Below are 25,783 nucleotides of genomic sequence, written 5' to 3'. Positions count from 1 at the left end.
CACCATGACTCTTAAAAGAATTTCTGTTGTATTGCTGGCCTGTCTGACCTTGTCCGCCTGTGGCGGTGTCGATCCGAATTCGCCGCTGGGCCAACGCAAGGCGATCTTCAAGCAAATGCTCAAGACCGGTGAAGACCTCGGCGGCATGTTGCGTGGACGCATTCCGTTCGATGGACCGAAATTCGCCGAAGGTGCGGTGAAACTCGATGCGTTGTCCCATGAGCCGTGGAAGCATTTCCCGCAGGTTCGCGAGGAAGATCACACCAGCGCCAAGGACGATGTCTGGAAGCAGCAGGCGCGTTTTCAGGAAATGGCCCGCAACCTTGAAGCGGCCACCGGTGAATTGGTGATCGCCAGTCAGGTCCAGCCGTATAAAGCCAGCAACCTGGGGCCTGCGGTGCAGAAAGTTGAGGACGCCTGCACTGCTTGCCATAAACAGTTTCGGGATCATTGATCTTCAAGACTGCTGAGTAACCTTGTGGCGAGGGGATTTATCCCCGTTGGGTTGCGAAGCAGCCCCAAAACCATACAACCGGGTTTTTTCAGTCAGACCCGACTAGCCGGATTTGCGACGGCTTCGCCGCCGGACGGGGATAAATCCCCTCGCCACAGGGCCATCAATTACTTGTCGATTTCGTCCAGCGCGTCCTGCAGTTCTTTGCGCGATTCGGCGAGTTTGTCTTTGCGCTTGTTGATCTTCTCCGGATCGCCCTTTTTCATTGCCTTGTCGAGATCGGCCTGGCGCTGGCTGACTTCGTGTTTGGCTTCGAGCACTTTGTTTTCGCGTTCTTTCTTCAGGCCGGCGTCGGTGCAGTGTTCGTTCACTTCACGCAGGGCCGTTTCCAGACCTGCCTGCTGATCGGCATTGCCGCGCGACTTGGCCTGTTCGATCTGGTTCATGATGCCCTGCTTTTTGGCGGCGCAACCGGTCAGGCCCGGGGCGTCTTCATCGGCCATTACAGGGGCGGCCATCATGCCGCAGAGGGTCAGCATGGCGAGCGGTGCGAGAAATTTCATAAAAGCTCCATGTGCAAAGGCAATCGGGTCGGTAAGGCACTGCGCTGTTGGAGCGCCCTGGCCGCCGTTGGGTTCCCGGCGAGGCGGGATTGCGTGTTCAGAAACCGTCGATTCCGGCGGCATGTAAGGTTTCACTCAGGGCCAGCACCTGCGGGTCGCGGAAGAATGCGCTTAATTGCGCCGCGCGTCCCGGGCCTATGCCGGCTTCTGCCTGCCATTGTTCGGTGTCACGGTGTACCAGCGCCTGCCACGAGTCCGGCAGTTGTGCCTGGCCAGTTGGCGGCAAGCCCATTGCTTTAAGCCATTGGGCAAACGGTTGTTGGCGGGCGCTGTGAAAGCTTTCCATCAGGCGTGCGCTGCTGCGTTCGCCGAAGCCAGCAATGTTAGCAAGCTCTGGCGCGTCGAGGGTCAACCAATCCAGCAGGTTGTTCAGGCGGCGTGTTTCGAGAAGTTTCTCCCAGGTGCCACGGCCAACATTCTGCATCGCCAACCCTTGTTTGCCACTGAGCCAGGTCAGCCGTGCAAGGAATTGGCTTTCACAACCCGGATCAGGTTGCCAGCAGCTCAAAGCGTGGAAGTCATCGGCGTTGGGAATGTCGATGTCGGCCCGTTCGGTGGCGCGCAGCACAACGCTGTCGAGCCGAGGAATGGTGAGACCGGCGAGACTGATTGCAACCTGATCGCCGGGGCGAATATCCAGCGCTTGCCAGCGCTTTAACGAACTGGCGCTGACCCGTTTGATCTGCCGGTCATCGAGCATGACCGGTTTGAGTTCGAGGACTGGCGTGATGCGCCCGGTTCGACCGATGTTGAAATTGACCTTGCGCACCTCGGCCAATGCTTGCGCAAACGGATATTTCCAGGCGACGGCCCAATAGGGTGTGCGGGCTTGCCAGCGTTCAACTGGCGGGCGCCGGCTCTGGCGCAAAACCACGCCGTCGGTGGCAAACGGCAGGGGCGAGCGATACCAGTGATCGCGCCATTTCTGCGCCTCTGCAAAGTCACTGACGGCGTGGCTGTAGGGCGCGCTTGTGGCGAAGCCCAAGGTTGCCAGCGTGGACATGCGTTCGGGCAAGTCCGGCGGTCCCTGCGGCCAGTCCCAGACGAATAGCCCGATCCCGGCGGCTTGTTCTGAATCGAGAGATTTGCGCGCCATCAGCCCGGCAACGCTGGCGCGGGCGTTAACGCTGCCGGCCCGCGCCTGCACGTGTTCGTTCAAGCGCCAGTAGAGTTCGCCTTGCACCAGCAGATCCAGTGGTTGCGTAAGGCGCTGAGGGATGGCGCCGATTTTCTGTGCCGATGTGGTCCAGTCTTGCCCACGAACCCCGTCGCCACGACTGATGGCCTGCTGCAAAACTCCAGCGCGATAGATCAGCGTCACCGCGACACCGTCGACTTTCGGTTGCACCCAGACGTCCTGGCGGTCGCGCAGCCAGGTTTCCACGGCGGCGGCCTCGTGCAACTTGTCCAGGCCGGTGTGAGCGACAGGGTGTGCGATTGAGCCTGACGCCGTGCGCAACGGCTTGGGCGCGGACGGCAGATCGAAGCACAGCCGCCACTCGCTCAAGCGCAGGCGCGACTGATCGTAGAGTTCGTCGGCAATCGGTGAGCGGCCTTCGCGGTGGTAGGCGTCGTCCCATTGGTCGATCTGGTTTTGCAGGGCGGTGATTTCGTTTTGTGCTTTGAGGACGGTCCATTCGGGACAGTCGGCGAGCGTAGTGAGGCTGATGAAGGTCAACAGGAAAACAAGCAGCGAGCGCATCGTGAGCATCCTTGCTCAGGGAGGGTATTTGAAGGCTAGTCGGGATTTCGGGCAGGGGTGGGCAGGTGTTTTTCGGGGTGTTTCGACAGCTGAAGATCAAAAGATCGCAGCCTGCGGCAGCTCCTACAGGTGCCCGGATTTCAATGTGGGAGCTGCCGCAGGCGGCGATCTTTTGATCTGGCAGCCATGAAAAAGCCCCGCACGGCGCGAACCGTGCGGGGCTTTTTTGTACCGCCGGGGAAGTCTTACAGACCAGCAGCGGCGCGCAGAGCGTCGGCGCGGTCGGTTTTTTCCCAGGTGAACGTGGTGAAGGTGTCTTCGCCAACAGTCTTGGTCTCTGGCGTGCGACCGAAGTGGCCGTACGCTGCAGTTTCCTGGTACATCGGGTGCAGCAGGTCGAGCATGGTGGTGATTGCGTATGGACGCAGGTCGAACACTTCACGGACCAGTTTGACGATCTTGTCATCGCTGATCTTGCCGGTGCCGAAGGTGTTCAGCGAGATCGAAGTAGGCTGAGCAACACCGATCGCGTAGGAAACCTGGATCTCGCAACGCTCGGCCAGGCCGGCAGCGACGATGTTCTTGGCAACATAACGGCCAGCGTAGGCAGCCGAACGGTCAACCTTCGATGGATCTTTACCGGAGAACGCGCCGCCGCCGTGACGGGCCATGCCGCCGTAGCTGTCGACGATGATCTTGCGACCGGTCAGACCGCAGTCACCTACCGGGCCGCCAATGATGAACTGGCCGGTCGGGTTGATGTGGAACTGGGTGTCCTTGCTCAGCAGTTCGGCAGGCAGCACGTGCTTGACGATCAGCTCCATCACGCCTTCGCGCAGGTCTTTGTACGACACTTCAGGGTTGTGCTGGGTCGACAGAACAACCGCGTCGATACCGACAACCTTGCCGCCTTCGTAACGGCAAGTCACTTGCGACTTGGCGTCCGGACGCAGCCAAGGCAACAGACCCGATTTACGGGCTTCGGCCTGGCGCTGCACCAACTGGTGCGAGAAGGTGATCGGCGCTGGCATCAAAACGTCGGTTTCGTTGCTGGCGTAACCGAACATCAGACCCTGGTCGCCGGCGCCCTGATCTTCAGGCTTGGCACGGTCAACACCCTGGTTGATGTCCGGGGACTGCTTGCCGATGATGTTCATCACGCCGCAGGTCGCGCCGTCGAAGCCGACGTCGGAGCTGTTATAGCCGATGTCGAGAATCACGTTACGCACGATCTCTTCCAGATCGACCCAGGCGCTGGTGGTCACTTCACCGGCAACGATGGCCACGCCAGTCTTGACCAGGGTTTCCACGGCAACGCGTGCGTGTTTGTCCTGGGTAATGATGGCGTCCAGCACCGCATCGGAAATCTGGTCGGCGATTTTGTCCGGATGCCCTTCGGACACGGACTCGGAGGTGAAGAGGGAGTATTCGCTCATCTCGATGTTTTCCTGAATTTACCGATGGTGAGTGTCGCCAGTCGGTCGCTGAAAGTGGCGAACCTGGATCTGGAAACCATTACGTAAGCCTACATAGAGGCTTTCCCCGGGAACGAGTCCCGCAGCGGTGGCCCAACGGGCCAAATCGTCCTGTTCAAACCCCAACCACAGATCACCGCAGGCCTCCCTGGCCCAACTCTGGTTGTGGCTACATAACTCTGTCACGAGCAAGCTACCGCCCGGTTGCAGCAGGTCGGCCATGTGCTTGAGCGCATCGGCCGGCGCGGCGAAATGGTGCAACACCATGTTCAACACCACGCAATCGGCCTGAAGGCTTGTGCCGTTCAATGCATCGGCCAATTGCAGGCTGACGTTAGCCAGCTGTTCACGTTCGCATACCTGACGCGCCAGTTCGAGCATCGCCGGGCTGTTGTCCAGCGCGGTGACGGCGTGGAAGCGACGGGCCAGTTCCGGCAGAAAAGCACCATCGCCGGGGCCGACTTCAATGGCCGTGGCAGCACCATCGAAGTTCAGTTTGTCGAGCAGGGCCAGCACGCTTTCGCGGTACTGCGGCAGGCCTGCGATCAAATCCTGCTGGGCGCGAAATTTCTCCGCGACCCTTGCGAAAAAGTCCTGACTGGCCGCGGCGCGTTGGCCGTGAACCTGCTCGATGCGCGCTTGCACATCGTCAGGCAGCGTCAGGTTGTCGACTTCTTCTAACAACGCCGCGTGCAACTTGCCGCCCAACAGATCGGTGTGGGGCAGGGCGCGGCGATAAAAGATCGCGTTGCCTTCGCGGCGCGTCGCCACCAGGTCGGCTTGTGCCAGTACCTTGAGATGGTGACTCATGCCGGACTGACCCATACCGAAGATCTGCGCCAGCTCGAGAACACCAAACGAATCGTTGGCCAGCGCGCGCAATACATTCAGCCGCAACGGATCGCCGCCGGCCTTGCACAGGGCCGCCAGCTCGTCGCAATCGTCATGGCGAATGGAAGGCACGCGTAAATTCATAGGGCCGCAGTCTAGTGACGGGGGGAATTCATCGCAAGGGCAATATCAAAAAGTTTTGATATTGCTCGATCAGTGGCGCTTTTTATTGCACTTCTCACTCACCGGTTAACTCTACAAACGAGTAGCGGAAAGGTTTCACCAACAGAAAGCGCCGCTATCCATTGGAAAAACGCCCCCGGATGACTATCTGTCATTGCCCCGAGGCGCTCCGGTGAGGGAAAATGCCCTCCTTTTTTCCGTTTCGACTTACCAGAACCCAGGAGATCAGCGATGCCTAGCCGTCGTGAGCGTGCCAACGCCATTCGTGCCCTCAGCATGGATGCCGTGCAAAAAGCCAACAGCGGCCATCCCGGTGCCCCTATGGGTATGGCAGATATCGCCGAAGTGCTTTGGCGCGACTACCTCAAGCACAACCCGAGCAATCCATCGTTCGCCGACCGTGACCGCTTCGTGCTGTCCAACGGCCACGGCTCGATGTTGATCTACTCGCTGCTGCACCTGACCGGTTACGACCTGTCGATCGAAGACCTCAAGCAGTTCCGTCAACTGCACAGCCGCACCCCGGGCCACCCGGAGTTCGGTTACACCCCGGGCGTTGAAACCACCACCGGCCCACTGGGTCAGGGTCTGGCCAACGCTGTGGGCTTCGCCCTGGCGGAAAAAGTCCTCGGCGCGCAGTTCAACCGTCCTGGCCACGACATCGTCGATCACCACACCTATGTGTTCCTGGGTGATGGCTGCATGATGGAAGGCATTTCCCACGAAGTCGCTTCCCTGGCCGGTACTTTGGGTCTGGGCAAGCTGATCGCGTTCTACGATGACAACGGCATCTCCATCGACGGCGAAGTCGAAGGCTGGTTCACCGATGACACCCCGAAGCGTTTCGAAGCCTACAACTGGCAAGTGATCCGCAACGTTGACGGTCACGACCCGGAAGAAATCAAGACTGCCATCGAAACCGCTCGCAAGAGTCCGCTGCCGACGCTGATATGCTGCAAGACCACCATCGGTTTCGGTTCGCCGAACAAGCAGGGCAAAGAAGACTGCCACGGCGCCCCATTGGGTGACGCGGAAATTGCGCTGACCCGCAAGGCTCTGAACTGGAACTACGGCCCGTTCGAAATCCCGGCCGACATCTATGCCGAGTGGGATGCCAAGGAAAAAGGTCGCGCGGCCGAAGCCGAATGGGATCAGCGTTTCGCTGCCTACTCCGCAGCATTCCCGACCGAAGCCAACGAGCTGATCCGTCGCCTGAGCGGTGAGCTGCCCGCCGACTTCTCCGAAAAAGCTTCGGCTTACATCGCTGAAGTCGCGGCCAAAGGCGAAACCATCGCCAGCCGTAAAGCCAGCCAGAACACCCTGAACGCATTCGGCCCGCTGCTGCCGGAACTGCTTGGCGGTTCGGCTGACCTCGCCGGTTCCAACCTGACCCTGTGGAAAGGTTGCAAGGGCGTCAGCGCTGAAGACGCCAGCGGCAACTACATGTACTACGGCGTGCGCGAATTCGGCATGACCGCGATCATGAACGGCGTGACCCTGCACGGCGGCCTGGTGCCTTACGGCGCGACCTTCCTGATGTTCATGGAATACGCCCGCAACGCCGTGCGCATGTCCGCGCTGATGAAGAAGCAAGTGATCCACGTCTACACCCACGACTCCATCGGTCTGGGCGAAGACGGCCCGACGCACCAGCCGATCGAGCAACTGACCAGCCTGCGCACCACACCAAACCTCGACACCTGGCGTCCAGCCGATGCCGTTGAATCGGCCGTGGCCTGGAAAAACGCTCTGGAGCGCAAGGACGGTCCATCGGCGCTGATCTTCTCGCGTCAGAACCTGCAACACCAGGAACGTGATGCCGGCCAGATTGCCGACATCAGCCGTGGCGGTTACGTGCTGAAGGACTGTGCAGGCGAGCCTGAGCTGATCCTGATTTCGACCGGTTCGGAAGTCGGTCTGGCGGTTCAGGCTTACGACAAGCTGACCGAGCAGGGCCGCAAGGTCCGCGTGGTTTCGATGCCGTGCACCAGCGTGTTCGATGCTCAGGACGCGGGCTACAAGCAAGCCGTTCTGCCGTTGCAAGTCAGCGCACGTATCGCCATCGAAGCGGCACACGCCGACTTCTGGTTCAAGTACGTGGGTCTGGAAGGTCGCGTGATCGGCATGACCACTTACGGCGAATCGGCTCCGGCTTCGGCACTGTTCGAAGAGTTCGGCTTCACCCTGGAAAACATCCTCGGTCAGGCTGAAGAGCTGCTGGAAGACTGATCCAGAAAAGATGTCGTCTGAGCTGACGCCTTCGCGAGCAGGCTCGCTCCCACATTGGAATGCATTTCCCTGTGGGAGCGAGCCTGCTCGCGAAAGCGTTGGTTCAGGCAACATCGCACTGCCTGATTCACCACGGTAATCGAGAACCCCATGCCTCAACCGCGTCCTTACAAAGTTGCACTCAACGGCTACGGCCGGATTGGTCGTTGCGTCTTGCGTGCGTTGTTTGAGCGAGGCGAGAAAGCCGGGTTTGAAATTGTCGCGATCAACGATCTGGCTGACATGGCCAGCATCGAATACCTGACACGCTTCGACTCCACCCATGGCCGCTTTCCTGGCGAGGTGCGAGTAGAAGGCGATTGTCTGCATATTAATGGTGACTGCGTGAAGGTCCTGCGCAGTGCCACCCCCGAAGGCATTGATTGGGCGTCGCTGGGCGTCGATCTGGTGCTTGAGTGTTCCGGTGCCTATAACACCCGTGAAGACGGCCAGCGCTTTCTCGACGCCGGCGCGCCACGCGTGTTGTTCTCGCAGCCGATGGCCAGCGAGGCAGATGTCGACGCCACCATCGTCTACGGCGTCAATCAGGATTGCCTGACCGGCGACGAACTGTTGGTGTCCAACGCCTCCTGCACAACCAACTGCGGCGTGCCGCTGTTGCGCTTGCTCGACAAGGCGATCGGCCTCGATTACGTGTCGATCACCACGATTCACTCGGCGATGAACGATCAGCCAGTGATCGACGCCTATCATCACGAAGACCTGCGCCGCACCCGTTCGGCGTTCCAGTCGGTGATCCCGGTGTCCACCGGTCTGGCGCGCGGTATCGAGCGCCTGCTGCCGGAACTTGCCGGGCGAATTCAGGCCAAAGCCGTACGCGTGCCGACGGTCAACGTGTCCTGCCTCGACATCACGATGCAGACCGCCACCGCGACCGACGCCAGCGAGGTCAACCGGATCCTGCGCGAGGCCGCCACCAGTGGCCCGCTCAAAGGCCTGCTCGCCTATACCGAGCTGCCGCACGCCAGTTGTGATTTCAACCATGACCCACATTCGGCCATCGTCGATGCCAGTCAGACCCGTGTTTCCGGCCCCAAGCTGGTGAACATCCTGGCCTGGTTCGACAACGAATGGGGTTTTGCCAACCGAATGCTGGACGTTGCAGAACACTATCTGCAAACAGCAACTTCAAAAAAACCGTAGGAAGTGCGACCCATGACCGTGTTGAAGATGTCCGACCTCGATCTGCAAGGTAAGCGCGTATTGATCCGCGAAGACCTCAACGTCCCAGTCAAGGACGGTGTTGTCACCAGCGACGCGCGTATCCTGGCTTCGCTGCCGACCATCAAGCTGGCCCTGGAAAAAGGCGCGGCCGTGATGGTCTGCTCGCACCTTGGCCGTCCGATCGAAGGCGAGTTCTCCGCCGAGAACAGCCTCAAGCCAGTCGCTGACTACCTGAGCAAGGCGCTGGGCCGTGAAGTGCCGCTGGTGGCTGATTACCTCGGTGGCGTTGAGGTCAAGGCCGGCGACATCGTGCTGTTCGAAAACGTGCGCTTCAACAAAGGCGAGAAAAAGAACGCTGACGAACTGGCCCGGCAATACGCCGCCCTGTGCGACGTATTCGTGATGGACGCTTTCGGCACCGCTCACCGTGCCGAGGGTTCGACCCACGGCGTGGCCAAGTTCGCCAAAGTTGCGGCCGCTGGTCCACTGCTGGCCGCTGAACTGGATGCCCTGGGCAAAGCGCTGGGCGCGCCGGCTCAGCCAATGGCGGCCATCGTTGCCGGCTCCAAGGTGTCGACCAAACTCGACGTGCTGAACAGCTTGAGTCAGATCTGCAATCAACTGATCGTCGGCGGCGGCATCGCCAACACCTTCCTCGCGGCGGCCGGTCACCCGGTTGGCAAATCGCTGTACGAACCGGATCTGCTCGACACCGCGCGCGCCATCGCTGCCAAAGTCAGCGTGCCATTGCCGGTTGACGTAGTGGTTGCCAAAGAATTCGCTGAAACCGCCGAAGCCACCGTCAAGCTGATCGCTGACGTTGCTGCCGACGACATGATTCTGGACATTGGCCCGCAAACCGCAGCCAACTTCGCTGAACTGCTGAAATCGTCGAAAACCATTCTGTGGAACGGCCCGGTCGGCGTGTTCGAATTCGACCAGTTCGGCAACGGCACCAAAGTGCTGGCCCAGGCCATCGCTGAAAGCTCGGCGTTCTCCATTGCAGGCGGTGGCGACACTCTGGCCGCTATCGATAAATATGGCGTGGCTGAGCAAATCTCCTACATTTCCACCGGTGGTGGCGCGTTCCTCGAATTCGTCGAGGGCAAAGTGCTGCCAGCCGTAGAAGTCCTGGAAAGCCGGGCCAAGGCCTGAGGCCGCCCGTTTGGCCAGGCAAAGGAGTGTTTTCATGGTCAAGTCGTTAGCACTGTTGTTGCTGACCGGTACGCTGGCGGCCTGCGGGAGTAACCCGAAGGCCGAAGCCACGCCGGCACCGAGCGAGTCGCAGAAGGGCTGTTATCAGGCCGACTGGCAGGCCGAAACCAACCCGGTGCTGAACAAGCGATCCGGGCCGGACGGTCTGGACAAATACGAGACGCAAACCCCGGCCAAGGAACATGGTTGTCCTTGACGGGTCTGACTCTTTAACTCAGGGCTGGCGGCGTGCGCCGTCAGTCGAGGAACACGGATGAAAGGCTTGATCGCCATTGCGGCGTTGGCATTGTTGGGCGGTTGCGCGCAGTTGAACCTGTTTCAATCGTCTGCCCCGGCAGATAACTGGACCACCTGGACCTGCGACAGCCAGGCCAAAGTGCTGTGGCGCTACGCCGATGCCGGCCAGAAGGAAGTCGACGTTCGACTGGGTGGCGGTGATCAGGTCTATCGCCTGAAAGAAGAGCCGGGCGCCTCGGGCACGCTGTACAGCGACGGCATGCTGGCGTTTCACGTCAAGGGTGAGGAAGGCCTGGTGTACTGGGTCGCCACCAATGACCTGATCGGCCGCGGCTGCAAAGCCGAGTAAAACGATTGAATTGATGTACAGAGAACCAAATGTGGGAGCGAGCCTGCTCGCGAAAGCAATCTTGCCGTCGATGATGCAGTGTCTGTCAGACCGCTTTCGCGAGCAGGCTCGCTCCCACAAGGGTTCTGCGCAGTTCTCAGGAATTTGCTTTATCGAATCACCAGACCGGGCCTCAACCCCCGATCTGCAATCACTTGAATAGCCGCCGCCGCTCCGGCAGGCTGGCACGATTAACGACCCTAAACCGGGAGAGACACACACAATGGCACTTATCAGCATGCGCCAGATGTTGGACCACGCAGCCGAGTTCGGCTACGGCGTTCCAGCCTTCAACGTCAACAATCTTGAGCAGATGCGCGCCATCATGGAAGCCGCTGACAAGACTGACTCCCCGGTGATCGTTCAGGCTTCGGCCGGCGCCCGCAAATACGCCGGCGCACCATTCCTGCGTCACCTGATCCTGGCTGCGATCGAAGAGTTCCCGCACATCCCGGTGTGCATGCACCAGGACCACGGCACCAGCCCTGACGTCTGCCAGCGCTCGATCCAGCTGGGCTTCAGCTCGGTAATGATGGACGGCTCGCTGGGCGAAGACGGCAAGACCCCGACCGACTACGACTACAACGTCCGCGTTACCCAACAAACCGTGGCCATGGCTCACGCCTGCGGCGTATCGGTAGAAGGCGAGCTGGGCTGCCTGGGTTCGCTGGAAACCGGCATGGCCGGTGAAGAAGACGGCATCGGCGCTGAAGGCGTTCTGGATCACAGCCAAATGCTGACCGACCCGGAAGAAGCCGCTGACTTCGTAAAACGCACTCAAGTTGATGCCTTGGCCATCGCCATCGGCACCAGCCACGGCGCTTACAAGTTCACCAAGCCACCTACCGGCGACGTGTTGGCCATCGACCGCATCAAGGAAATCCACAAGCGCATCCCGAACACCCACCTGGTGATGCACGGTTCTTCGTCGGTTCCACAAGAGTGGCTGGCGATCATCAACCAGTACGGCGGCGACATCAAAGAAACGTACGGCGTACCGGTTGAAGAAATCGTCGAAGGCATCAAGTACGGCGTGCGCAAAGTCAACATCGACACCGACCTGCGTCTGGCGTCCACCGGCGCCATGCGTCGCCTGATGGCCACCAACCCGAGCGAATTCGACCCACGTAAATTCTTCGGCGCCACCGTGACCGCGATGCGTGATGTGTGTATCGCTCGTTATGAAGCGTTCGGTACGGCGGGTAATGCTTCGAAGATCAAACCGATCTCGCTGGAAGCGATGTATCAGCGTTATCTGAAGGGTGAGTTGAACGCTAAGGTTAACTAAGCCTGAGCGTTAACTAGCGTTATGAAAAACCCGCCGAGAGGCGGGTTTTTTGTGGAAGAATGCTGCGATACAATTTCAGCTGTTTTCACTTTTGCTCAGCCAGTCGACATTCCTTTCAAGAACCTCCAATCGGATTTCTCCAATAGGGCCGGTTCCGCCCTTGCTCACTATTTGTGCAGTGAAGTTTGCTCTATTTCCGGAAAAATTCTCTTCATTATAGAGTTCGATACCACCGTCTTTACAGACAAGCTCCGCAAAAATCCTTTGTTCGGATTCTTCGTGAATCAGAATGCGCTGACCATTTTGTTTAAAAGAAAAAACGCTTGCGCAGTCTGAGTTTTTTGATGCGCGGATGTTGCCATTTTGTAATTCCAAATAACTTCCATGGTTTGGGCCAGGAGTCCTGCTATAAATAACATACTCTCCATCGGTAATGTGCCGGAAATAAAACGTTGCTGGAGTGTTTCCTGAGCACGAGCTGGTGTGCAACTCGTTGGTATCTTTATGATCCACGTATTTTGAGTAATCTGATGATCCGTTGATGGTGGACGGTCGTGAGCTGATTAAGTATGCTCTTTGAAAGCCAATACTCGCAGAGATGTTTATATTACCTATTGGGCGGCTTATGTGCAGTGTGCCCAGAAATGACTTATCTTTGTCGTCCATTTTTTTACTGTCCCATTTGAAGATAGCGGATAGAGAGTAGATTGATTTTTCCTGGCTTCTTGCCAGGATTAGATTGGGTTTTGTGCATAGTGTTGTCACCTGTCAGAGTTGACAGGTTTTTATATTTTTTTGTTATGCTGGATATAGCAACGTGGGAAATAAACGAAAAGGGCGCGAAATAAGGGGGCGGATTTTATGGTGCTTACTTAAGAGCTAGGCACTTGAGCTGAAAGCAAATAATGAAGAAGGACTTTTCTTGGTCTACGGTAATAGTTGTGAGCACACCCCGACAAACCAAGGACAGAATGTCTAAATAAGGTAATGAGGGGGCGGATTTATTTGTTAGAGCGCCCCCTTGGTGATGCACGGTTTATTCTCGTATGGAAATACCTGACTGACAGATGCTAGTGCACAACGCTTGAAACCTCGGGCTACTAAACCCGATCACTGGAAATCAGTGACGCGAATCAATTTACCGATGGCCCTTCAGGCGCACAAGCCGGCGGATTCTGGCGTAGTGGTAGGCAACGACGCAAGGTGTTGTAGGCATCCGGAAGTAACCGCCGACAGAACTAAACAACACCGTTTAAATGTAGGAGCTGCCGAAGGCTGCGATCTTTTGATTTTGGCTTTTTAAAATCAAGAACAAGATCAAAAGATCGCAGCCTTCGGCAGCTCCTACCGGGGGAATGCATTTGGCGGGTGGGTTATTTATCGTGATCGATATCGAGTTTGGAGAAGGTGACCTGGCCGCCTTCACTGGTGTATCCGGTGTTGTCCTGCACATAAACCCCGGCTTTGAAGTACAGCGGTTTCACCCGCCAAGTCGCGCTGATTTGTGAATCCCACTGATAACCCGCCGCGCTGATGCCGAGCGCACCGCCGGGGCTGAGGTGGATGAGGTAGTTGAATTCGTTGTCCAGTTTGATCCCGGTGGCGAGGGTGATAACGCGGCTTTCGTCATCGTCCGGGTGCATGCGGACTTTGATCACCAGGTTGCCGGTCTCGGTTTTGGTCTTGTATTGGTATTCAAGTTTGACCAGCGGTTTCTGGCTTTCATAGGCGTGGATCTGGCCAATGACGATCTTGCCCGAACTCGGCACTTTGTTGACCGTGACCGTCGCGCGCAGCAAGTTGTCGGCGTCGGGGTAATACCAGTTGCGCAGGGTGCCGTTGCTGTAGGTTTCGCGCAGTTCGGTGCGCGGGTAGATGGCGTTTTCGGTTTTTGACCCGGTAACCGGTGACCAGAAAAACAAGGTGCCGGTGTCGGAATGAAAGTACTGATCCTTGAAACCTTTGACCAGTTTGGAGGTTTCGACGGTGTATGGCGGGCTGCCGACGGGAACGCTGAGGTTCCAGGTTGCGAGATCGATCATGTCGGTTCTTCCACTCGATTCATCCTGAACGCGGGTGCCAGAAGCTCTAGTCCGCGCCTTTTGGGGGCGGCCTTTATAAGCGTAGAGGGATTTTTTGTTAATGCCCGTTTGGCAGATGATTGGCGTCAACATCCTGTCGAAATGCCATCTTTCCCGGTTTTCGGGGGCTGTAGCGGTGACCGTTAGTCGGCTAAACAAGGCATTGGCTAAATGATGGCTCGATGACAGCTTCTGCTTTTTCAGATCACGGACTAGAGTGATGGCTCAGTATGTGTACGGTTTTTACCGGAAACCGACCTGAATTCCCGACAAGAGAAGCAGCATGGAATGCGCGCAACCCCAGCCAGGTGAAGGCAGCTCTGTCCTATTGATCGTTGATGATTACCCTGAAAACCTGATCAGCATGCGCGCGTTGCTGCAGCGTCAGGATTGGCAGGTCATCACCGCTGCCTCCGGTTTCGAGGCGCTCAGCCTGTTGCTCGAACACGACGTCGACCTGGTGCTGCTGGATGTGCAGATGCCGGGCATGGACGGTTTCGAGGTCGCGCGGCTGATGCGCGGCAGCCAGCGCACACGCCTGACCCCGATCATTTTCCTCACCGCCAATGAGCAATCCCAGGATGCCGTGATCAAGGGCTATGCCAGTGGTGCGGTGGATTACCTGTTCAAACCGTTCGATCCGCAGATTCTCAAGCCGAAAGTGCAGGCGTTGCTGGAGCACCAGCGTAATCGTCGCGCCTTGCAGCGTTTGAGTCATGACCTGGAAGTGGCGCGTGCCTTTAATGCCTCTGTGCTGGATAACGCCGCCGAGGGGATATTGGTGGTGGGCGAGGACGGTTTGATCCGCTTCGCCAATCCGGCAATTTCGCGTCTGCTCAATGCGCCGGTCAAGGAGCTGGAGGGTAAAGAGTTTCTCGATTACCTGCAGAAACCGCACATTCCGCTCTGGGCCGATTCCGATTTTTACGCCAGCTACAAACGTGGCGAAACATTAAGACTGCACGACGCATTATTGCGTACCGCGCCCGGCCAGCAGGTGCCAGTGGCCTTGTCCTGCGCGGCGCTACCCACAGAACAACACGCGATGGTGGTGACGGTTCTCGACATGTCGGTGGTGCGCCACCTGCACCAACAGCTTGAGTTTCAAGCCGTGACCGATCCGCTGACCGGGTTGCTCAATCGCCGAGGCTTTTACCAGACTGTGGAAAACCTGCTGCTGCGCGGTGAGCGCAGCGACAGTAGTTGGGTGCTGCTGTATCTGGACCTCGACGGTTTCAAACGGGTCAACGACTCATTGGGCCACGATGCCGGCGACCGTGTATTGCGTTGGGTTTCCGAGCAATTGAAGGCGTGCCTGCGCCCGTTCGACATACTCGCGCGTATGGGCGGCGATGAATTCACCGCGTTGCTGGATCTGGAATTCCCGGAGCAGGCAGCGAAGATCGCCGAGAAACTCATCGAGCGTGTGTCGATCTGTCAGCAAATCGAGGGGCTGGATATCGCCCTTGGCGCGAGCATCGGCATTGCCACGTATCCGGATTGCGGTTCGAACCTCGACGGTTTGCTGCGTGCGTCCGACATTGCCATGTACGAAGCCAAGCGCGCCGGGCGTCAGCAATATCGCTTCTACGATCATGAAATGAACGGTCGCGCCCGTTCGCGCTTGATGCTTGAAGAAAGCGTACGCACGGCCATCGAGAATCGCGATTTCAATCTGGTCTATCAGCCGCAGGTGGCGATCGACACGGGGCAGATACGCGGGTTTGAAGCGTTGTTGCGCTGGCAGCATCCCAGCGTCGGCGATGTTCCACCGGGGCTTTTCCTGCCGTTGCTGGAAGAAGCGCGGCTGATCAGCCGGCTCGGCAGCTGGATCTATCATCGTGGCGCCGGCCAGCGCAAAGCCTGGGAAACCCTGTTTGCCGAGGATCTGGTGCTCGGCGTGAGTTTGAGCAACACCCAGTTCAGCCTGCCGAATCTGGTCACCGAGTTGCGCCAGGTCATGGAGCGACACGCGCTGCAGCCGCGACAGCTGGAGGTCGAAGTCACCGAAGAAGCCTTGATGCAAAACCCCGACGAAACGCGCAAGCAGTTGCGTCTGTTGCGCAACCTCGGGGTGCGCGTGGCGCTCGACGACTTCGGTTCAGGGCCTTGCTCGCTGGCGCATTTGCGCGATCTTGAGCTGGATACGCTGAAGCTTGATCGCCATCTCATTGCGCGATTGCCGGACTCTGCGCGGGATGCGTCGCTGGTGAGTACCGTGATCAACCTGTGCAAGCAATACGGTTTGCTGGTGATCGCCGAAGGCGTCGAAACCATTGAGCAATATCAGTGGCTGCAAGCCCACGGTTGTGAGTATGTGCAAGGTTTCCTTGTCGCGCGGCCATTGATCGCCGAAGACGCCGCCACGTTCGTCGAGCCCTTCGACTGGAGCGCGCTGCCCGGTTGAATTCGCTACACTGGCGCACCTTTTTTCGAACCGTGTCGCCCGTCCATGACTGTGTTGAAGTACCTCCAGGCCTATCCCGCGCAATTACAGGATCAGGTGCGCCAACTGATCGCCGAAGGGCGCTTGGGTGATTACCTGAATCAGCGTTATTCGGGGCGACACGATGTGCAGAGCGACAAGGCGCTGTACAGCTACGCGCTGGACCTGAAACAGGAATACCTGCGCAACGCGCCGGCCATCGATAAAGTGCTGTTCGACAACCGTCTCGACCTGACCCACCGCGCGCTGGGCCTGCACACCACGGTGTCGAGGGTGCAGGGCGGCAAGCTCAAGGCCAAGAAAGAGATTCGTATTGCCTCGTTGTTCAAGGAGGCTGCGCCGGACTTTCTGAAAATGATCGTCGTGCACGAGCTGGCGCACTTCAAAGAGTCGGATCACAACAAGGCGTTTTATAAATTGTGCGAGCACATGCTGCCGGGGTATCACCAGGTTGAGTTCGATCTGCGCGTGTACCTGACCTGGCGCGACATGCAATAAACATCAAAAAATCGCAGCCTCTGTAGGAGCTGCCGAAGGCTGCGATCTTTTGACTTTCTAATCAACGGGGCCCATGCATGGACGTAAGCAAGACCAAAAGCAGTTTCTACCGCCGCCTCTACGTCGCCTACCTGATCGACAGCGGTCTGGCCCCGAGTGTGCCGACGCTGACCGAAGTCACCGGCATGCCCCGGCGCACGGCGCAGGACACCATTGCGGCGTTGGCCGACCTGGATATTGTTTGTGAGTTCGAGCAGGAAGAGGGCGCACGCAATCATGCCGGGCGCTATCGGATTCGCGAGTGGGGGGCGATTGATCGCGGCTGGATTGAGCGCAATTTGCGGCAGATCAAGGCTGTGCTTGAGTATCCGTAAAATGTGTTGTGCCTGAGCTGACGCCTTCGCGAGCAAGCCCGCTCCCACAGGAGAATGCATTCCAAAAGTGGGAGCGGGCTTGCTCGCGAAAGGGCCCTCAGGAACGACGCATCCCAATGTGCGGAATGTCATCCTCCAGATATTCCTCACCCGCCACCACAAACCCGTACTTGCCGTAATACCCCTGCAAATGCGCCTGCGCCGACAGATAGATCGGCACTTGCGGCCAATGCTTCTCGGCCTGTTTCAGCGCTTGCTCCATCATTTCGTGCCCAAGCCCTTTGCCACGCCCCTGCGGTGCGGTAATCACGCGGCCGATCACCACGTCTCCACCCTGAGACTCCGGATCAAGCAGGCGCAGGTACGCCATCAACTGGTCATCCTCCCAACCCATCAAATGGTAGGTATCACCTTCCAGATCCTGGCCGTCGAGGTCCGGGTAGGCGCATTTCTGTTCGACCACGAACACGTCCGAACGCAGTTTCAACAGCGCATACAGCTGTTCCTTGCCCAAGTCGCTGTGATGTTTGCAGATCCACTCGATTGTCATTTGCCGATTCCTTGAACAGATCGCCCGATACTAAGCGCAGACGTCGAGGATGTCTGTATGGCGTAAGAGTCTGTGACAAAGATCAAAATGCCATCATTCCTTTCTCGCGATGCAGGGTTCTTTGTGTAATCTGCTGGAGAGCGCTGTGCACTGACTGCAATGAGCTAATGTTAGGGCCTGGGTTTTGCCGGTAAGGGGCCTTGGGGTTTTGACTGAAAACACGCCGGGCATTTCCGCCCGCTAAGGATTTTCAAGCATGCCGCGATTGCATCGAGCCTTTGCTTTGATCGGATTGCTGTTGCTGAGTCAAAGCGCTGCAGCGGAAAAGCTGCGGCTGGTGTTTGATATCTGGCCGCCCTTTACCGATGACACACTGGTCAATGGTGGCCTGGCCACCGACATTGTCAGCACCGCGCTGGCCCGGGCCGGTTACGCCAGCGATTATGAACAAGTGCCTTGGGCGCGGGCGCTGCTGGGGGTTGGCGAAGGGCGTTACGACGTGTTGGTCAACGCCTGGTACAACGACGAGCGCACGAAGCTCGGGCAGTTTTCCGCTGAGTATCTGCTCAACCGCATCCGCTTTCTGAAGCGCAAAGACACGCCGCTCGACTACTCCAATCTGCAGCAACTGCACACCTATCCGATTGCCGTTGTGCGCGGTTATGCCTATTCAGCGCCGTTCGACGCCGACACGGCGCTGCAGAAAGTCCCTGTGCATAACTTCGCCATGGCCGTGCGCATGCTTGCGGCGGATCGGGTCAAGTTGACGCTGGAGGATGAGTATGTCGCGAAGTATTACCTGGCGCGCGAATCCGCCAAGGTGCGCAACGCGGTGGAGTTTTTGCCCAAGCCGTTGAGTGAGAACAGCCTGCATATCTTGGTCAGCCTGAAGAATCCGCAGCATGAGCAGATTGTTGCGGGGTTTGACAAGGCGATTGCGGCGATGAAGGCGGATGGGAGTTATGACAAGTTGTTGAGGCAGCATGGGATGTGAGTTTCTGATCCTGAATTTGCTGGGTGTCTGATGGCCTCTTCGCGAGCAGGCTCGCTCCCACATGGGGTCTGTGCCGTGCACACATTCACTGTGGGAGCGAGCCTGCTCGCGAAGGCGTCTTGTCAGCCAGCGCTGACCTCACTGGTGTCCTTGATCAGATGCGCCGCCAAAGTGCGCAACGGCCCCAACTGCCGACAAATCAACGCCAACTGCGTCTGCACCAATCGCTGCCCTTCATCAATCTCGTCGGGCATCTGTTCCAGCTCATTGGCCAGCGCTTCTTCCTCGTCGCTCTGAATCGCCACCGGCTGCTTGCTCGCCAGCCCTTGGGCGATTTCATCAATGCTTGCCGCCAGTTTCACTCCGGCCCCATCGATCAACTGCTCGCGCACCTCCGCCGGCAACTGCGTTTCGCGATGCGCACCCAGCCCTGACAGATAACTCAACAAGGTGTGCGACAGCACCAGGAAGCGGAAACCCACGTCCGCTTCCTTCCTGAAATGCCCCGGCTCCATGAGCATGTTCGCCAGCGTCGTCGACAGCGCGGCGTCGGCGTTGTGCGCATTGCGTCGCGCCAGTCGGTAGGCGAGGTCATCACTTTTGCCTGCGGCGTATTGCTGCATGATCTGCCGTAGATAGATGCTGTTGCAGGTCAGGGTGTTGGCCAGCACTTTGTTCAAGCGTCGACCCTGCCAGTCCGGCAGGAACAGCAACACCGTCAGCCCTGCGATCAGGCTGCCGAGCAAGGTATCGAACAGCCGTGGCAGGAACAGCCCGTAACCATCGCCGACCTGGTTGAAGCAGAACAGCACCATGATGGTGATCGCCGCCGTCGCCAGGGTGTAGCGGGTGGTGCGGTTGGTAAAGAACACCACGCCGGCGGCGATGGCGAAACACGACTGCACCAACGGGCTCGGGAACAGATCGAACAGCGCCCAGGCCACGGTCAGGCCGATGGCCGTGCCGAAGATCCGCTGACCGAGTTTGCGTCGGGTCGCGCCGTAGTTCGGCTGGCAGACGAACAGTGTGGTGAGGATGATCCAGTAACCTTGCGACGGGTGAATCAAGTGCACCATGCCGTAGCCGATACTCAATGCCAGCGGCAGGCGCAGGGCATGACGGAAGAGCAAAGAGGTCGGCGTCAGTTGTGTGCGCAGGCGAATCCAGACGTCCTTGAAGTTGCGCGGTGAGCGGTCGAGCAGGCTGCTGTCGGTGGCATCGGCCAGGGCGTCCGGGTTGCTTGCGTCACTGAGCAAGCGGTCGAGCGTGCCGAGGTTGGCCGCCAGTGCGCGCAGCGAACGCAGGAGGCCACGCCAGGCCGGGTTGCTCTGGATGCGCAGGTGTTCGAGGGAGGCGTCGAGGTCGCTCAGGGCTTCGGCGAAACTGGCGTCGTAAATGAATGGCTGACGCATCTGGATCGATTCGGCCAATGCGCGGCAGGCCTTGCCTTGCTGGCGCAGCAGACGCTGGCAGCGGAACAGCACGTCGCTGTGGAAAAACGCATCAGCGAGGGCGTTGTACGGATAGTGCGAAGAACTGGCGCGTTCGTGGATGTCCTGAGCGAGGAAGTACAGCTTCAGGTAACGGCTGACTTTCGAGCCGGGACGACCGTTGCCGACCCGATGCAGAATGATTTCCTTGGCACTGTTCAGCGCCGCCACCACGCGACCGTTTTGTTGGGCCAGTTCCAGACGCCGGGCTTCGACGTCCATCTGCCGAATCGGCTCGAACAGCGAGGCTTTCAGCTTCAGGTAGAAGCCCAGTTCGCGGAACAATCGCGCCAGACTTTGCTGCACCGGCTGATTGGAAAACAGCGCCTGCCACACCACCGAGAGCAAGCCGTACCACGCGGCACCGGCGACCAGCAACATCGGTTCGTGCCAGAAATCGGTGACCGCGCCACCGCGCTGATCGACGCCGATCATGGTGTACACCGACAGAATCAGCGTCGCCGAAGCAATCGCCCCGTAACGCTCGCCGAGCGCGCCGAGCATGGTCAGGCCGAAACTGGCCAGCGCCAGGGCGATGGCAAACACGATGGGGTAGGGGAAGAGCAATTCCACCGATAGCGCGGCGATGCTGAAGCACACCAGCGTCACGGCGAGGGCATTGAGGCGGCCCTGCCAACTGTCGTCGGTTTCGGCCAGGGCGCTGGCGATAATCCCCAGGAACAACGGGATCAACAGGCCCATTTCATCCTGATACCAACACAGCGCCATGCTGCCGGTCAGGGCGATGAACACCCGCACGCTGTAGCTGAATTTATCCAGCGCCCACAGGCGCCGCAAAGACTGACGAAACGAGGTCGAGGACATGAAGTGCGAAGGCCTTCCGAGGCGATGCCGCTAAATTGAGCCAGTAATGACGCCGACGCAATGGCGGCGATCACATCTGACAGCAAAAAGTGTTCCTTACTGCATCACACATAGCAAATGTGGGAGCGGGCTTGCTCGCGAATGCGGTGTGTCATTCAACATCATCGTTGACTGATAGATCGCATTCGCGAGCAAGCCCGCTCCCACAGTTTTGAATTGTGTCTGGTCAGGCGTATTGCGCGGCGGCGTAGCCGGAGGCCCAGGCCCACTGGAAGTTGAAGCCGCCCAGGTGACCGGTGACGTCGAGCACTTCGCCGATAAAGTACAGGCCGGGGCTTTTCAGCGATTCCATAGTCTTGGAGGATACTTCGCGGGTATCGACGCCGCCGAGGGTCACTTCGGCCGTGCGATAACCTTCAGTCCCGGCCGGCACGACTTTCCAGCTGCCGAGCTTGTCGGCGATTTCCGCTAGCTCAGCATGGGTGTACTGCTTCATCGGCTTGGACACGAACCAGTTGTCCGCCAGCAGATTGGCCATCTTCTTGGTGAAAATCTCTCCAAGCAGGGTTTTCAATTCACTGTTCGGACGCTCGGCCACTTGCTCTTGCAGCCAGCTCGCCGCGTCGTGATCCGGCAGCAGGTTGATCTCCACCGTATCGCCAGATTCCCAGAACGACGAGATCTGCAAAATCGCCGGGCCGCTGAGGCCGCGGTGGGTAAACAGGATGTTCTCGCGAAAGCTCTGATCGTTACAGCTGACCAGACAATCCACCGACGTCCCGGACAGCTCGGTGCACAGTTCCTTGAGCTGATCGGTGATGGTGAACGGCACCAGCCCGGCGCGGGTTGGCAGCAGTTCATGACCGAATTGTTTGGCCACTTGATAACCGAAACCGGTGGCGCCCAGCGTCGGGATCGACAGCCCGCCGGTGGCGATCACCAGCGACTGGCACTGGACTTGGCCGAGGGTGGTGTCGAGCAGGTAACCGTTCTCGACTTTCTCGATCGTCTGGATAGAGGTGTCGAGGTGCAGCTCGACGCCGATCTGATCGCACTCGGTCAGGAGCATTTCGAGGATGTCGCTGGATTTGTTATCGCAGAACAGCTGGCCGAGTTTTTTCTCGTGGTACGGCACGGCGTGTTTGCCGACCATGCCGATGAAATCCCACTGGGTGTAACGCGCCAGTGCAGATTTGCAGAAGTGGGCATTCTGCGAGAGGAAATTGCTCGGCTCGGTGTACATGTTGGTGAAATTGCAGCGGCCACCGCCCGACATCAGGATTTTCTTGCCGGCCTTGTTCGCGTGGTCGAGCAGCATCACCTGACGCCCACGCCCGGCGGCGGTCAGTGCACACATCAACCCAGCGGCGCCAGCGCCAATGATCACGACTTCGGTAGAGCGCAAAACGGTGTCCTCACAAAGAATTCAAAATTCACCGAAGACCAATGTGGGAGCGGGCTTGCTCGCGAAAGCGGTATATCAGTCAACATTGATGTCGTCTGACACTCCCTCTTCGCGAGCAAGCCCGCTCCCACATTTGATCTCTGTCGGCCAGCAGATCGGTTACAGAATGCGTACGCGCAGCGAACGGCCTTTGATCTTGCCGTCGTTCAGGCGCTGCAAGGCTTGCATGGCGACGGTGCGGTCAACGGCCACGTAAGCCTGGAAGTCGAAGATCGCGATCTTGCCAACCTGTGCACCCGGAATGCCGGCATCGCCAGTCAGTGCGCCAAGAATGTCGCCCGGACGCACTTTGTCTTTACGGCCAGCGCCGATGCACAGCGTGGTCATCGGCGGCTGCAGCGGCGCGAGGCCCTGGGACTTGAGGTTATCGACCTGATCCCAGTTCAGCGGCGACTTCTGCAGTTGCTCGATGGCTTGTGCACGGTGCGCTTCGCCCGGAGCAACCAGGCTGATCGCGATGCCTTTCTCGCCAGCGCGACCGGTACGGCCAACGCGGTGAATGTGGATTTCCGAATCGCGGGCCAGTTCGACGTTGATCACCATATCCAGTGCATCGATGTCCAGACCACGGGCGGCGACGTCGGTGGCGACCAGTACCGACGTACTGCGGTTGGCGAACATCGCCAGCACCTGATCGCGATCACGCTGTTCCAGATCGCCGTGCAGGCCGACGGCGGAAATGCCTTTGGCGGTCAGGTGATCAACGGTTTCCTGCACTTGCTGCTTGGTGAAGCAGAACGCCACGCAGGACGCCGGACGGAAGTGGTGCAGGACTTTGGTCACGACGCCCATACGATCTTCCGGGGAGATCTCGTAGAAACGCTGCTCGATCTGCGTGTCATCGTGGAACGCTTCGGCTTTCACCGTTTGCGGATCACGCATGAACTTGGAGGCCAGTTGCTTGATGCCCACCGGGTACGTGGCGGAGAACAGCAGCGTCTGGCGACGCTCCGGGGTCTTGACGATGATGTCTTCGATGGCGTCGTAGAAACCCATGTCGAGCATGCGATCGGCTTCGTCGAGGATCAGCGTGTTCAGGCCATCGAGGACCAGCGAACCCTTGCGCAGGTGCTGCTGGATACGGCCCGGGGTGCCGACGATGATGTGCGCGCCGTGTTCCAGCGAAGCGATTTGCGGGCCAAAGGACACGCCGCCGCACAGGGTCAGGACCTTGATGTTGTCTTCGGCACGGGCCAGACGACGGATTTCCTTGGCGACCTGGTCGGCCAGCTCACGCGTCGGGCAGATCACCAGCGCCTGGCAACCGAAATAACGCGGGTTGATCGGGTTGAGCAGGCCGATGCCGAACGCGGCGGTCTTGCCGCTGCCGGTCTTGGCCTGGGCGATCAGGTCCATCCCTTTGAGGATCACCGGCAAGCTCTGCGCCTGGATCGGCGTCATCTGGGCATAACCGAGGGATTCGAGGTTAGCCAGCATGGCGGCGGACAGCGGCAGAGTATTAAAAGCGGTGGCGATGGTGGTCACGGGACTGGCCTGCAAAACAAAATGTCGCGCAGTGTAGCAGCCCCGTGCCACTTTCTTCGAAAGTTCTGGACGAACAGCGAATGAATTTGAGCCTAGGCTTTCCTGACTACAAATAAACCTGTGGCGAGGGGATTTATCTGTGGCGAGGGGATTTATCCCCGTTGGGGTGCGCAGCGCCCCCAAATCTGTCACCTCAGTTTGTCAGGCTGACCGCATTCAGCCTTTTTGTGGCTGCTGCGCAACCCAACGGGGATAAATCCCCTCGCCACAAAAGCCCTTCAGCACAAATCAGTGTTCGATGTGCTCTTCCGGCCGTTTGGCGCGGCGTCCGTCTTCTTTCGACAGTTGCGAGAAGATCGTCGCCGCGAGCATCGCCATGATCCCGACGGTGACGAAGGTCAGCTGGAACGCACCGAGCACGGTCTCGACGCCATCGTTGCCGACCTCCGCCGTGAACCCTCCGAGCAGCGCACCGGCGCAGGCAACGCCAAGGCTCAACGACAACTGCGCCACCACCGAGAGCAAACTATTGCCGCTACTGGCGCTCGCATCATCCAGGTCGATCAGCGTCACCGTGTTCATCGCCGTAAATTGCAGCGAGTTGATCGCCCCCAGAATCGCCAGCAGGCACAACAGCAACCAATACGGCGTCTGCTCGCTGACCAGGCCCATGCTCGCCAACATGATCCCCAGTGCCAGCGTGTTGCCGGTGAGGACGATGCGATAACCAAGCCGCTCGATCAATGGCCGCGCCACCCACTTGGCGATCATCGCCGCTGCGGCCAGCGGCAGCATGCTCATCCCCGCTTGCGACGGTGAATAACCCAACGCCACCTGCAACAGCAGCGGCACCAGAAACGGCAACGCACCGCTGCCCAGACGCGCGAAGAGGTTGCCGAGAATACCCACGGCAAAGGTGCGGGTCTTGAACAGCGACGGGGCGAACAGCGGGTTTTCGATGTGCCCGGCGCGCAACCAGTACGCCGCCAGGCAGGCCATGCCGCCGAACAGCAGCAACATCACGCGCAGGTGCGGCAGGTGCAGTTCGCCGAGGCCTTCCATGGCGATGGTGATGAGGATCATCGCCGCGCCGAATAGCAGGAAACCCAAACTATCGAAGCGAGTGCGCTCGGTGCCGCGCAGGTCGGGAATGAACTTCCACACCGCGTAGCAACCGATCACACCGACCGGCAGGTTGATCAGGAAAATCCAGTGCCACGTCAGGTACTCAACCATCCAGCCGCCCATGGTCGGGCCGATCAGCGGGCCGAGCAGGCCGGGGATGGTGATGAAGCCCATGATCCGCACCAGTTCGGATCGCGGATAAGCGCGCAGCACCACCAGTCGCCCGACCGGCAACATCAACGCGCCGCCCAAGCCCTGAATGACCCGCGCGCCGATCAGCATGCTCAGGCTGCTCGACAGTGCACAGAGCAGCGAGCCGAAGCTGAACAGCAGGATCGCGCCGAAGAAGATTTTCTTGGTGCCGAAGCGGTCGGCGATCCAGCCTGAGGCGGGGATCAACAGCGCCACGGTGAGCATGTAGGAGATGACCACGCCCTGCATGCGCAACGGATCTTCGGCGAGATCACGGGCCATGGCTGGCAGCGCGGTGTTGAGGATGGTCCCGTCGAGGGACTGCATGAAGAACGCAATGGCCACGACCCACGGCAACCAGCGGGCGGTGATGGCGTCGAGAGGCGGGCGGTTGGGCATGGAACCTCTT

General features: G+C 59.0%; 22 protein-coding genes. 11 read left to right on the top strand and 11 right to left on the bottom strand.

The genetic code is table 11. The features are described 5' to 3' along the window. The first annotated feature begins 4 nt into the window (after positions 1-4). Positions 5-454 (top strand): cytochrome c, encoded by a 450-nt coding sequence (locus tag C2E19_RS27600; protein WP_129395868.1) that lies wholly within the window; start codon positions 5-7, stop codon positions 452-454. A gap of 167 nt (positions 455-621) precedes the next feature. Here the strand turns inward: C2E19_RS27600 and C2E19_RS27595 are convergent, their stop codons facing one another. The 4 genes from C2E19_RS27595 to C2E19_RS27580 all read right to left on the bottom strand — a co-directional run bounded on the left by C2E19_RS27595 (position 622) and on the right by C2E19_RS27580 (position 5,229). Continuing rightward, positions 622-1,017 carry a DUF1090 domain-containing protein gene (locus tag C2E19_RS27595; RefSeq protein ID WP_064388116.1) on the bottom strand — a complete coding sequence of 132 codons (396 nt, stop codon included), beginning with the start codon at positions 1,015-1,017 and terminating at the stop codon, positions 622-624. Between the two features lie 97 nt (positions 1,018-1,114). Continuing rightward, a complete protein-coding gene (gene ligB, locus C2E19_RS27590; RefSeq protein ID WP_129395867.1) occupies positions 1,115-2,788 on the bottom strand; it encodes an NAD-dependent DNA ligase LigB in 1,674 nt (557 codons plus the stop codon). A gap of 236 nt (positions 2,789-3,024) precedes the next feature. Further along, positions 3,025-4,215, bottom strand: a complete 1,191-nt coding sequence (gene metK / locus C2E19_RS27585) for a methionine adenosyltransferase (RefSeq protein WP_008081040.1) — start codon at positions 4,213-4,215, stop codon at positions 3,025-3,027. Between the two features lie 18 nt (positions 4,216-4,233). Continuing rightward, a complete protein-coding gene (locus tag C2E19_RS27580; protein ID WP_129395866.1) occupies positions 4,234-5,229 on the bottom strand; it encodes a metalloregulator ArsR/SmtB family transcription factor in 996 nt (331 codons plus the stop codon). A gap of 270 nt (positions 5,230-5,499) precedes the next feature. Between C2E19_RS27580 and tkt the strand changes: the two genes are divergently transcribed. The 6 genes from tkt to fba all read left to right on the top strand — a co-directional run bounded on the left by tkt (position 5,500) and on the right by fba (position 11,849). Next, on the top strand, positions 5,500-7,497 hold the full coding sequence (tkt, locus tag C2E19_RS27575; RefSeq protein ID WP_129395865.1) for a transketolase: 1,998 nt from the start codon (positions 5,500-5,502) through the stop codon (positions 7,495-7,497). Between the two features lie 150 nt (positions 7,498-7,647). Next, positions 7,648-8,700, top strand: coding sequence for an erythrose-4-phosphate dehydrogenase (gene epd / locus C2E19_RS27570; RefSeq protein ID WP_129395864.1), 1,053 nt, complete (start codon positions 7,648-7,650; stop codon positions 8,698-8,700). 12 nt (positions 8,701-8,712) lie between these two features. Next, positions 8,713-9,876 (top strand): phosphoglycerate kinase, encoded by a 1,164-nt coding sequence (locus C2E19_RS27565; RefSeq protein WP_129395863.1) that lies wholly within the window; start codon positions 8,713-8,715, stop codon positions 9,874-9,876. 34 nt (positions 9,877-9,910) lie between these two features. Next, positions 9,911-10,132 (top strand): hypothetical protein, encoded by a 222-nt coding sequence (locus C2E19_RS27560; RefSeq protein WP_007913756.1) that lies wholly within the window; start codon positions 9,911-9,913, stop codon positions 10,130-10,132. A gap of 57 nt (positions 10,133-10,189) precedes the next feature. Next, entirely contained in the window at positions 10,190-10,522 is a 333-nt protein-coding gene (locus tag C2E19_RS27555; protein WP_008081029.1) for an MliC family protein, read from the top strand. Positions 10,523-10,784: 262 nt separating this feature from the next. Continuing rightward, positions 10,785-11,849: a class II fructose-bisphosphate aldolase gene (gene fba, locus C2E19_RS27550; protein ID WP_007913760.1), complete on the top strand. Its 1,065-nt coding sequence runs from the start codon at positions 10,785-10,787 to the stop codon at positions 11,847-11,849. A gap of 75 nt (positions 11,850-11,924) precedes the next feature. Here the strand turns inward: fba and C2E19_RS27545 are convergent, their stop codons facing one another. Then, entirely contained in the window at positions 11,925-12,515 is a 591-nt protein-coding gene (locus tag C2E19_RS27545; protein ID WP_129395862.1) for a hypothetical protein, read from the bottom strand. A 707-nt stretch (positions 12,516-13,222) separates the two neighbouring features. Next, positions 13,223-13,891: a polysaccharide lyase family 7 protein gene (locus C2E19_RS27540; RefSeq protein ID WP_129395861.1), complete on the bottom strand. Its 669-nt coding sequence runs from the start codon at positions 13,889-13,891 to the stop codon at positions 13,223-13,225. Positions 13,892-14,213: 322 nt separating this feature from the next. On the opposite strand from C2E19_RS27540, the gene C2E19_RS27535 reads away from it, so the two are divergent. The 3 genes from C2E19_RS27535 (at position 14,214) to C2E19_RS27525 (ending at position 17,248) form a co-directional block, all read left to right on the top strand. Beyond that, a complete protein-coding gene (locus tag C2E19_RS27535) occupies positions 14,214-16,337 on the top strand; it encodes a bifunctional diguanylate cyclase/phosphodiesterase (protein ID WP_129395860.1) in 2,124 nt (707 codons plus the stop codon). Between the two features lie 45 nt (positions 16,338-16,382). Further along, positions 16,383-16,874 (top strand): M48 family metallopeptidase, encoded by a 492-nt coding sequence (locus C2E19_RS27530; protein ID WP_129395859.1) that lies wholly within the window; start codon positions 16,383-16,385, stop codon positions 16,872-16,874. 77 nt (positions 16,875-16,951) lie between these two features. Next, complete coding sequence (locus C2E19_RS27525) at positions 16,952-17,248, top strand: helix-turn-helix domain-containing protein (protein WP_007913779.1); 297 nt, start codon at positions 16,952-16,954, stop codon at positions 17,246-17,248. A 97-nt stretch (positions 17,249-17,345) separates the two neighbouring features. Here the strand turns inward: C2E19_RS27525 and C2E19_RS27520 are convergent, their stop codons facing one another. Beyond that, entirely contained in the window at positions 17,346-17,798 is a 453-nt protein-coding gene (locus C2E19_RS27520; protein ID WP_129395858.1) for a GNAT family N-acetyltransferase, read from the bottom strand. Positions 17,799-18,054: 256 nt separating this feature from the next. Here C2E19_RS27520 and C2E19_RS27515 point away from each other — a divergent pair, with 256 nt between their 5' ends. After that, positions 18,055-18,792, top strand: coding sequence for an ABC transporter substrate-binding protein (locus tag C2E19_RS27515; protein ID WP_129395857.1), 738 nt, complete (start codon positions 18,055-18,057; stop codon positions 18,790-18,792). Between the two features lie 122 nt (positions 18,793-18,914). Here C2E19_RS27515 and yccS read toward each other — a convergent pair whose 3' ends face one another. The 4 genes from yccS to mdtD all read right to left on the bottom strand — a co-directional run bounded on the left by yccS (position 18,915) and on the right by mdtD (position 25,773). Beyond that, positions 18,915-21,107 (bottom strand): YccS family putative transporter, encoded by a 2,193-nt coding sequence (gene yccS, locus C2E19_RS27510; RefSeq protein WP_129395856.1) that lies wholly within the window; start codon positions 21,105-21,107, stop codon positions 18,915-18,917. Between the two features lie 226 nt (positions 21,108-21,333). Continuing rightward, positions 21,334-22,512: an NAD(P)/FAD-dependent oxidoreductase gene (locus C2E19_RS27505; RefSeq protein WP_129395855.1), complete on the bottom strand. Its 1,179-nt coding sequence runs from the start codon at positions 22,510-22,512 to the stop codon at positions 21,334-21,336. A 159-nt stretch (positions 22,513-22,671) separates the two neighbouring features. Next, the gene (dbpA, locus tag C2E19_RS27500) at positions 22,672-24,057 is read right to left on the bottom strand and encodes an ATP-dependent RNA helicase DbpA (protein ID WP_122594732.1); all 1,386 of its coding nucleotides are present in this window, start codon (positions 24,055-24,057) and stop codon (positions 22,672-22,674) included. A gap of 288 nt (positions 24,058-24,345) precedes the next feature. Next, on the bottom strand, positions 24,346-25,773 hold the full coding sequence (gene mdtD, locus C2E19_RS27495; protein ID WP_129395854.1) for a multidrug transporter subunit MdtD: 1,428 nt from the start codon (positions 25,771-25,773) through the stop codon (positions 24,346-24,348). Positions 25,774-25,783 lie beyond the last annotated feature (10 nt).

This window comes from Pseudomonas sp. DTU12.3 (assembly GCF_004124275.1).
In the GTDB taxonomy this organism is placed as follows: Bacteria; Pseudomonadota; Gammaproteobacteria; order Pseudomonadales; family Pseudomonadaceae; genus Aquipseudomonas; species Aquipseudomonas helmanticensis.
Note: the sequence above shows the minus strand (reverse complement) of the source record. Positions and strands in the feature narration are given on the sequence as shown.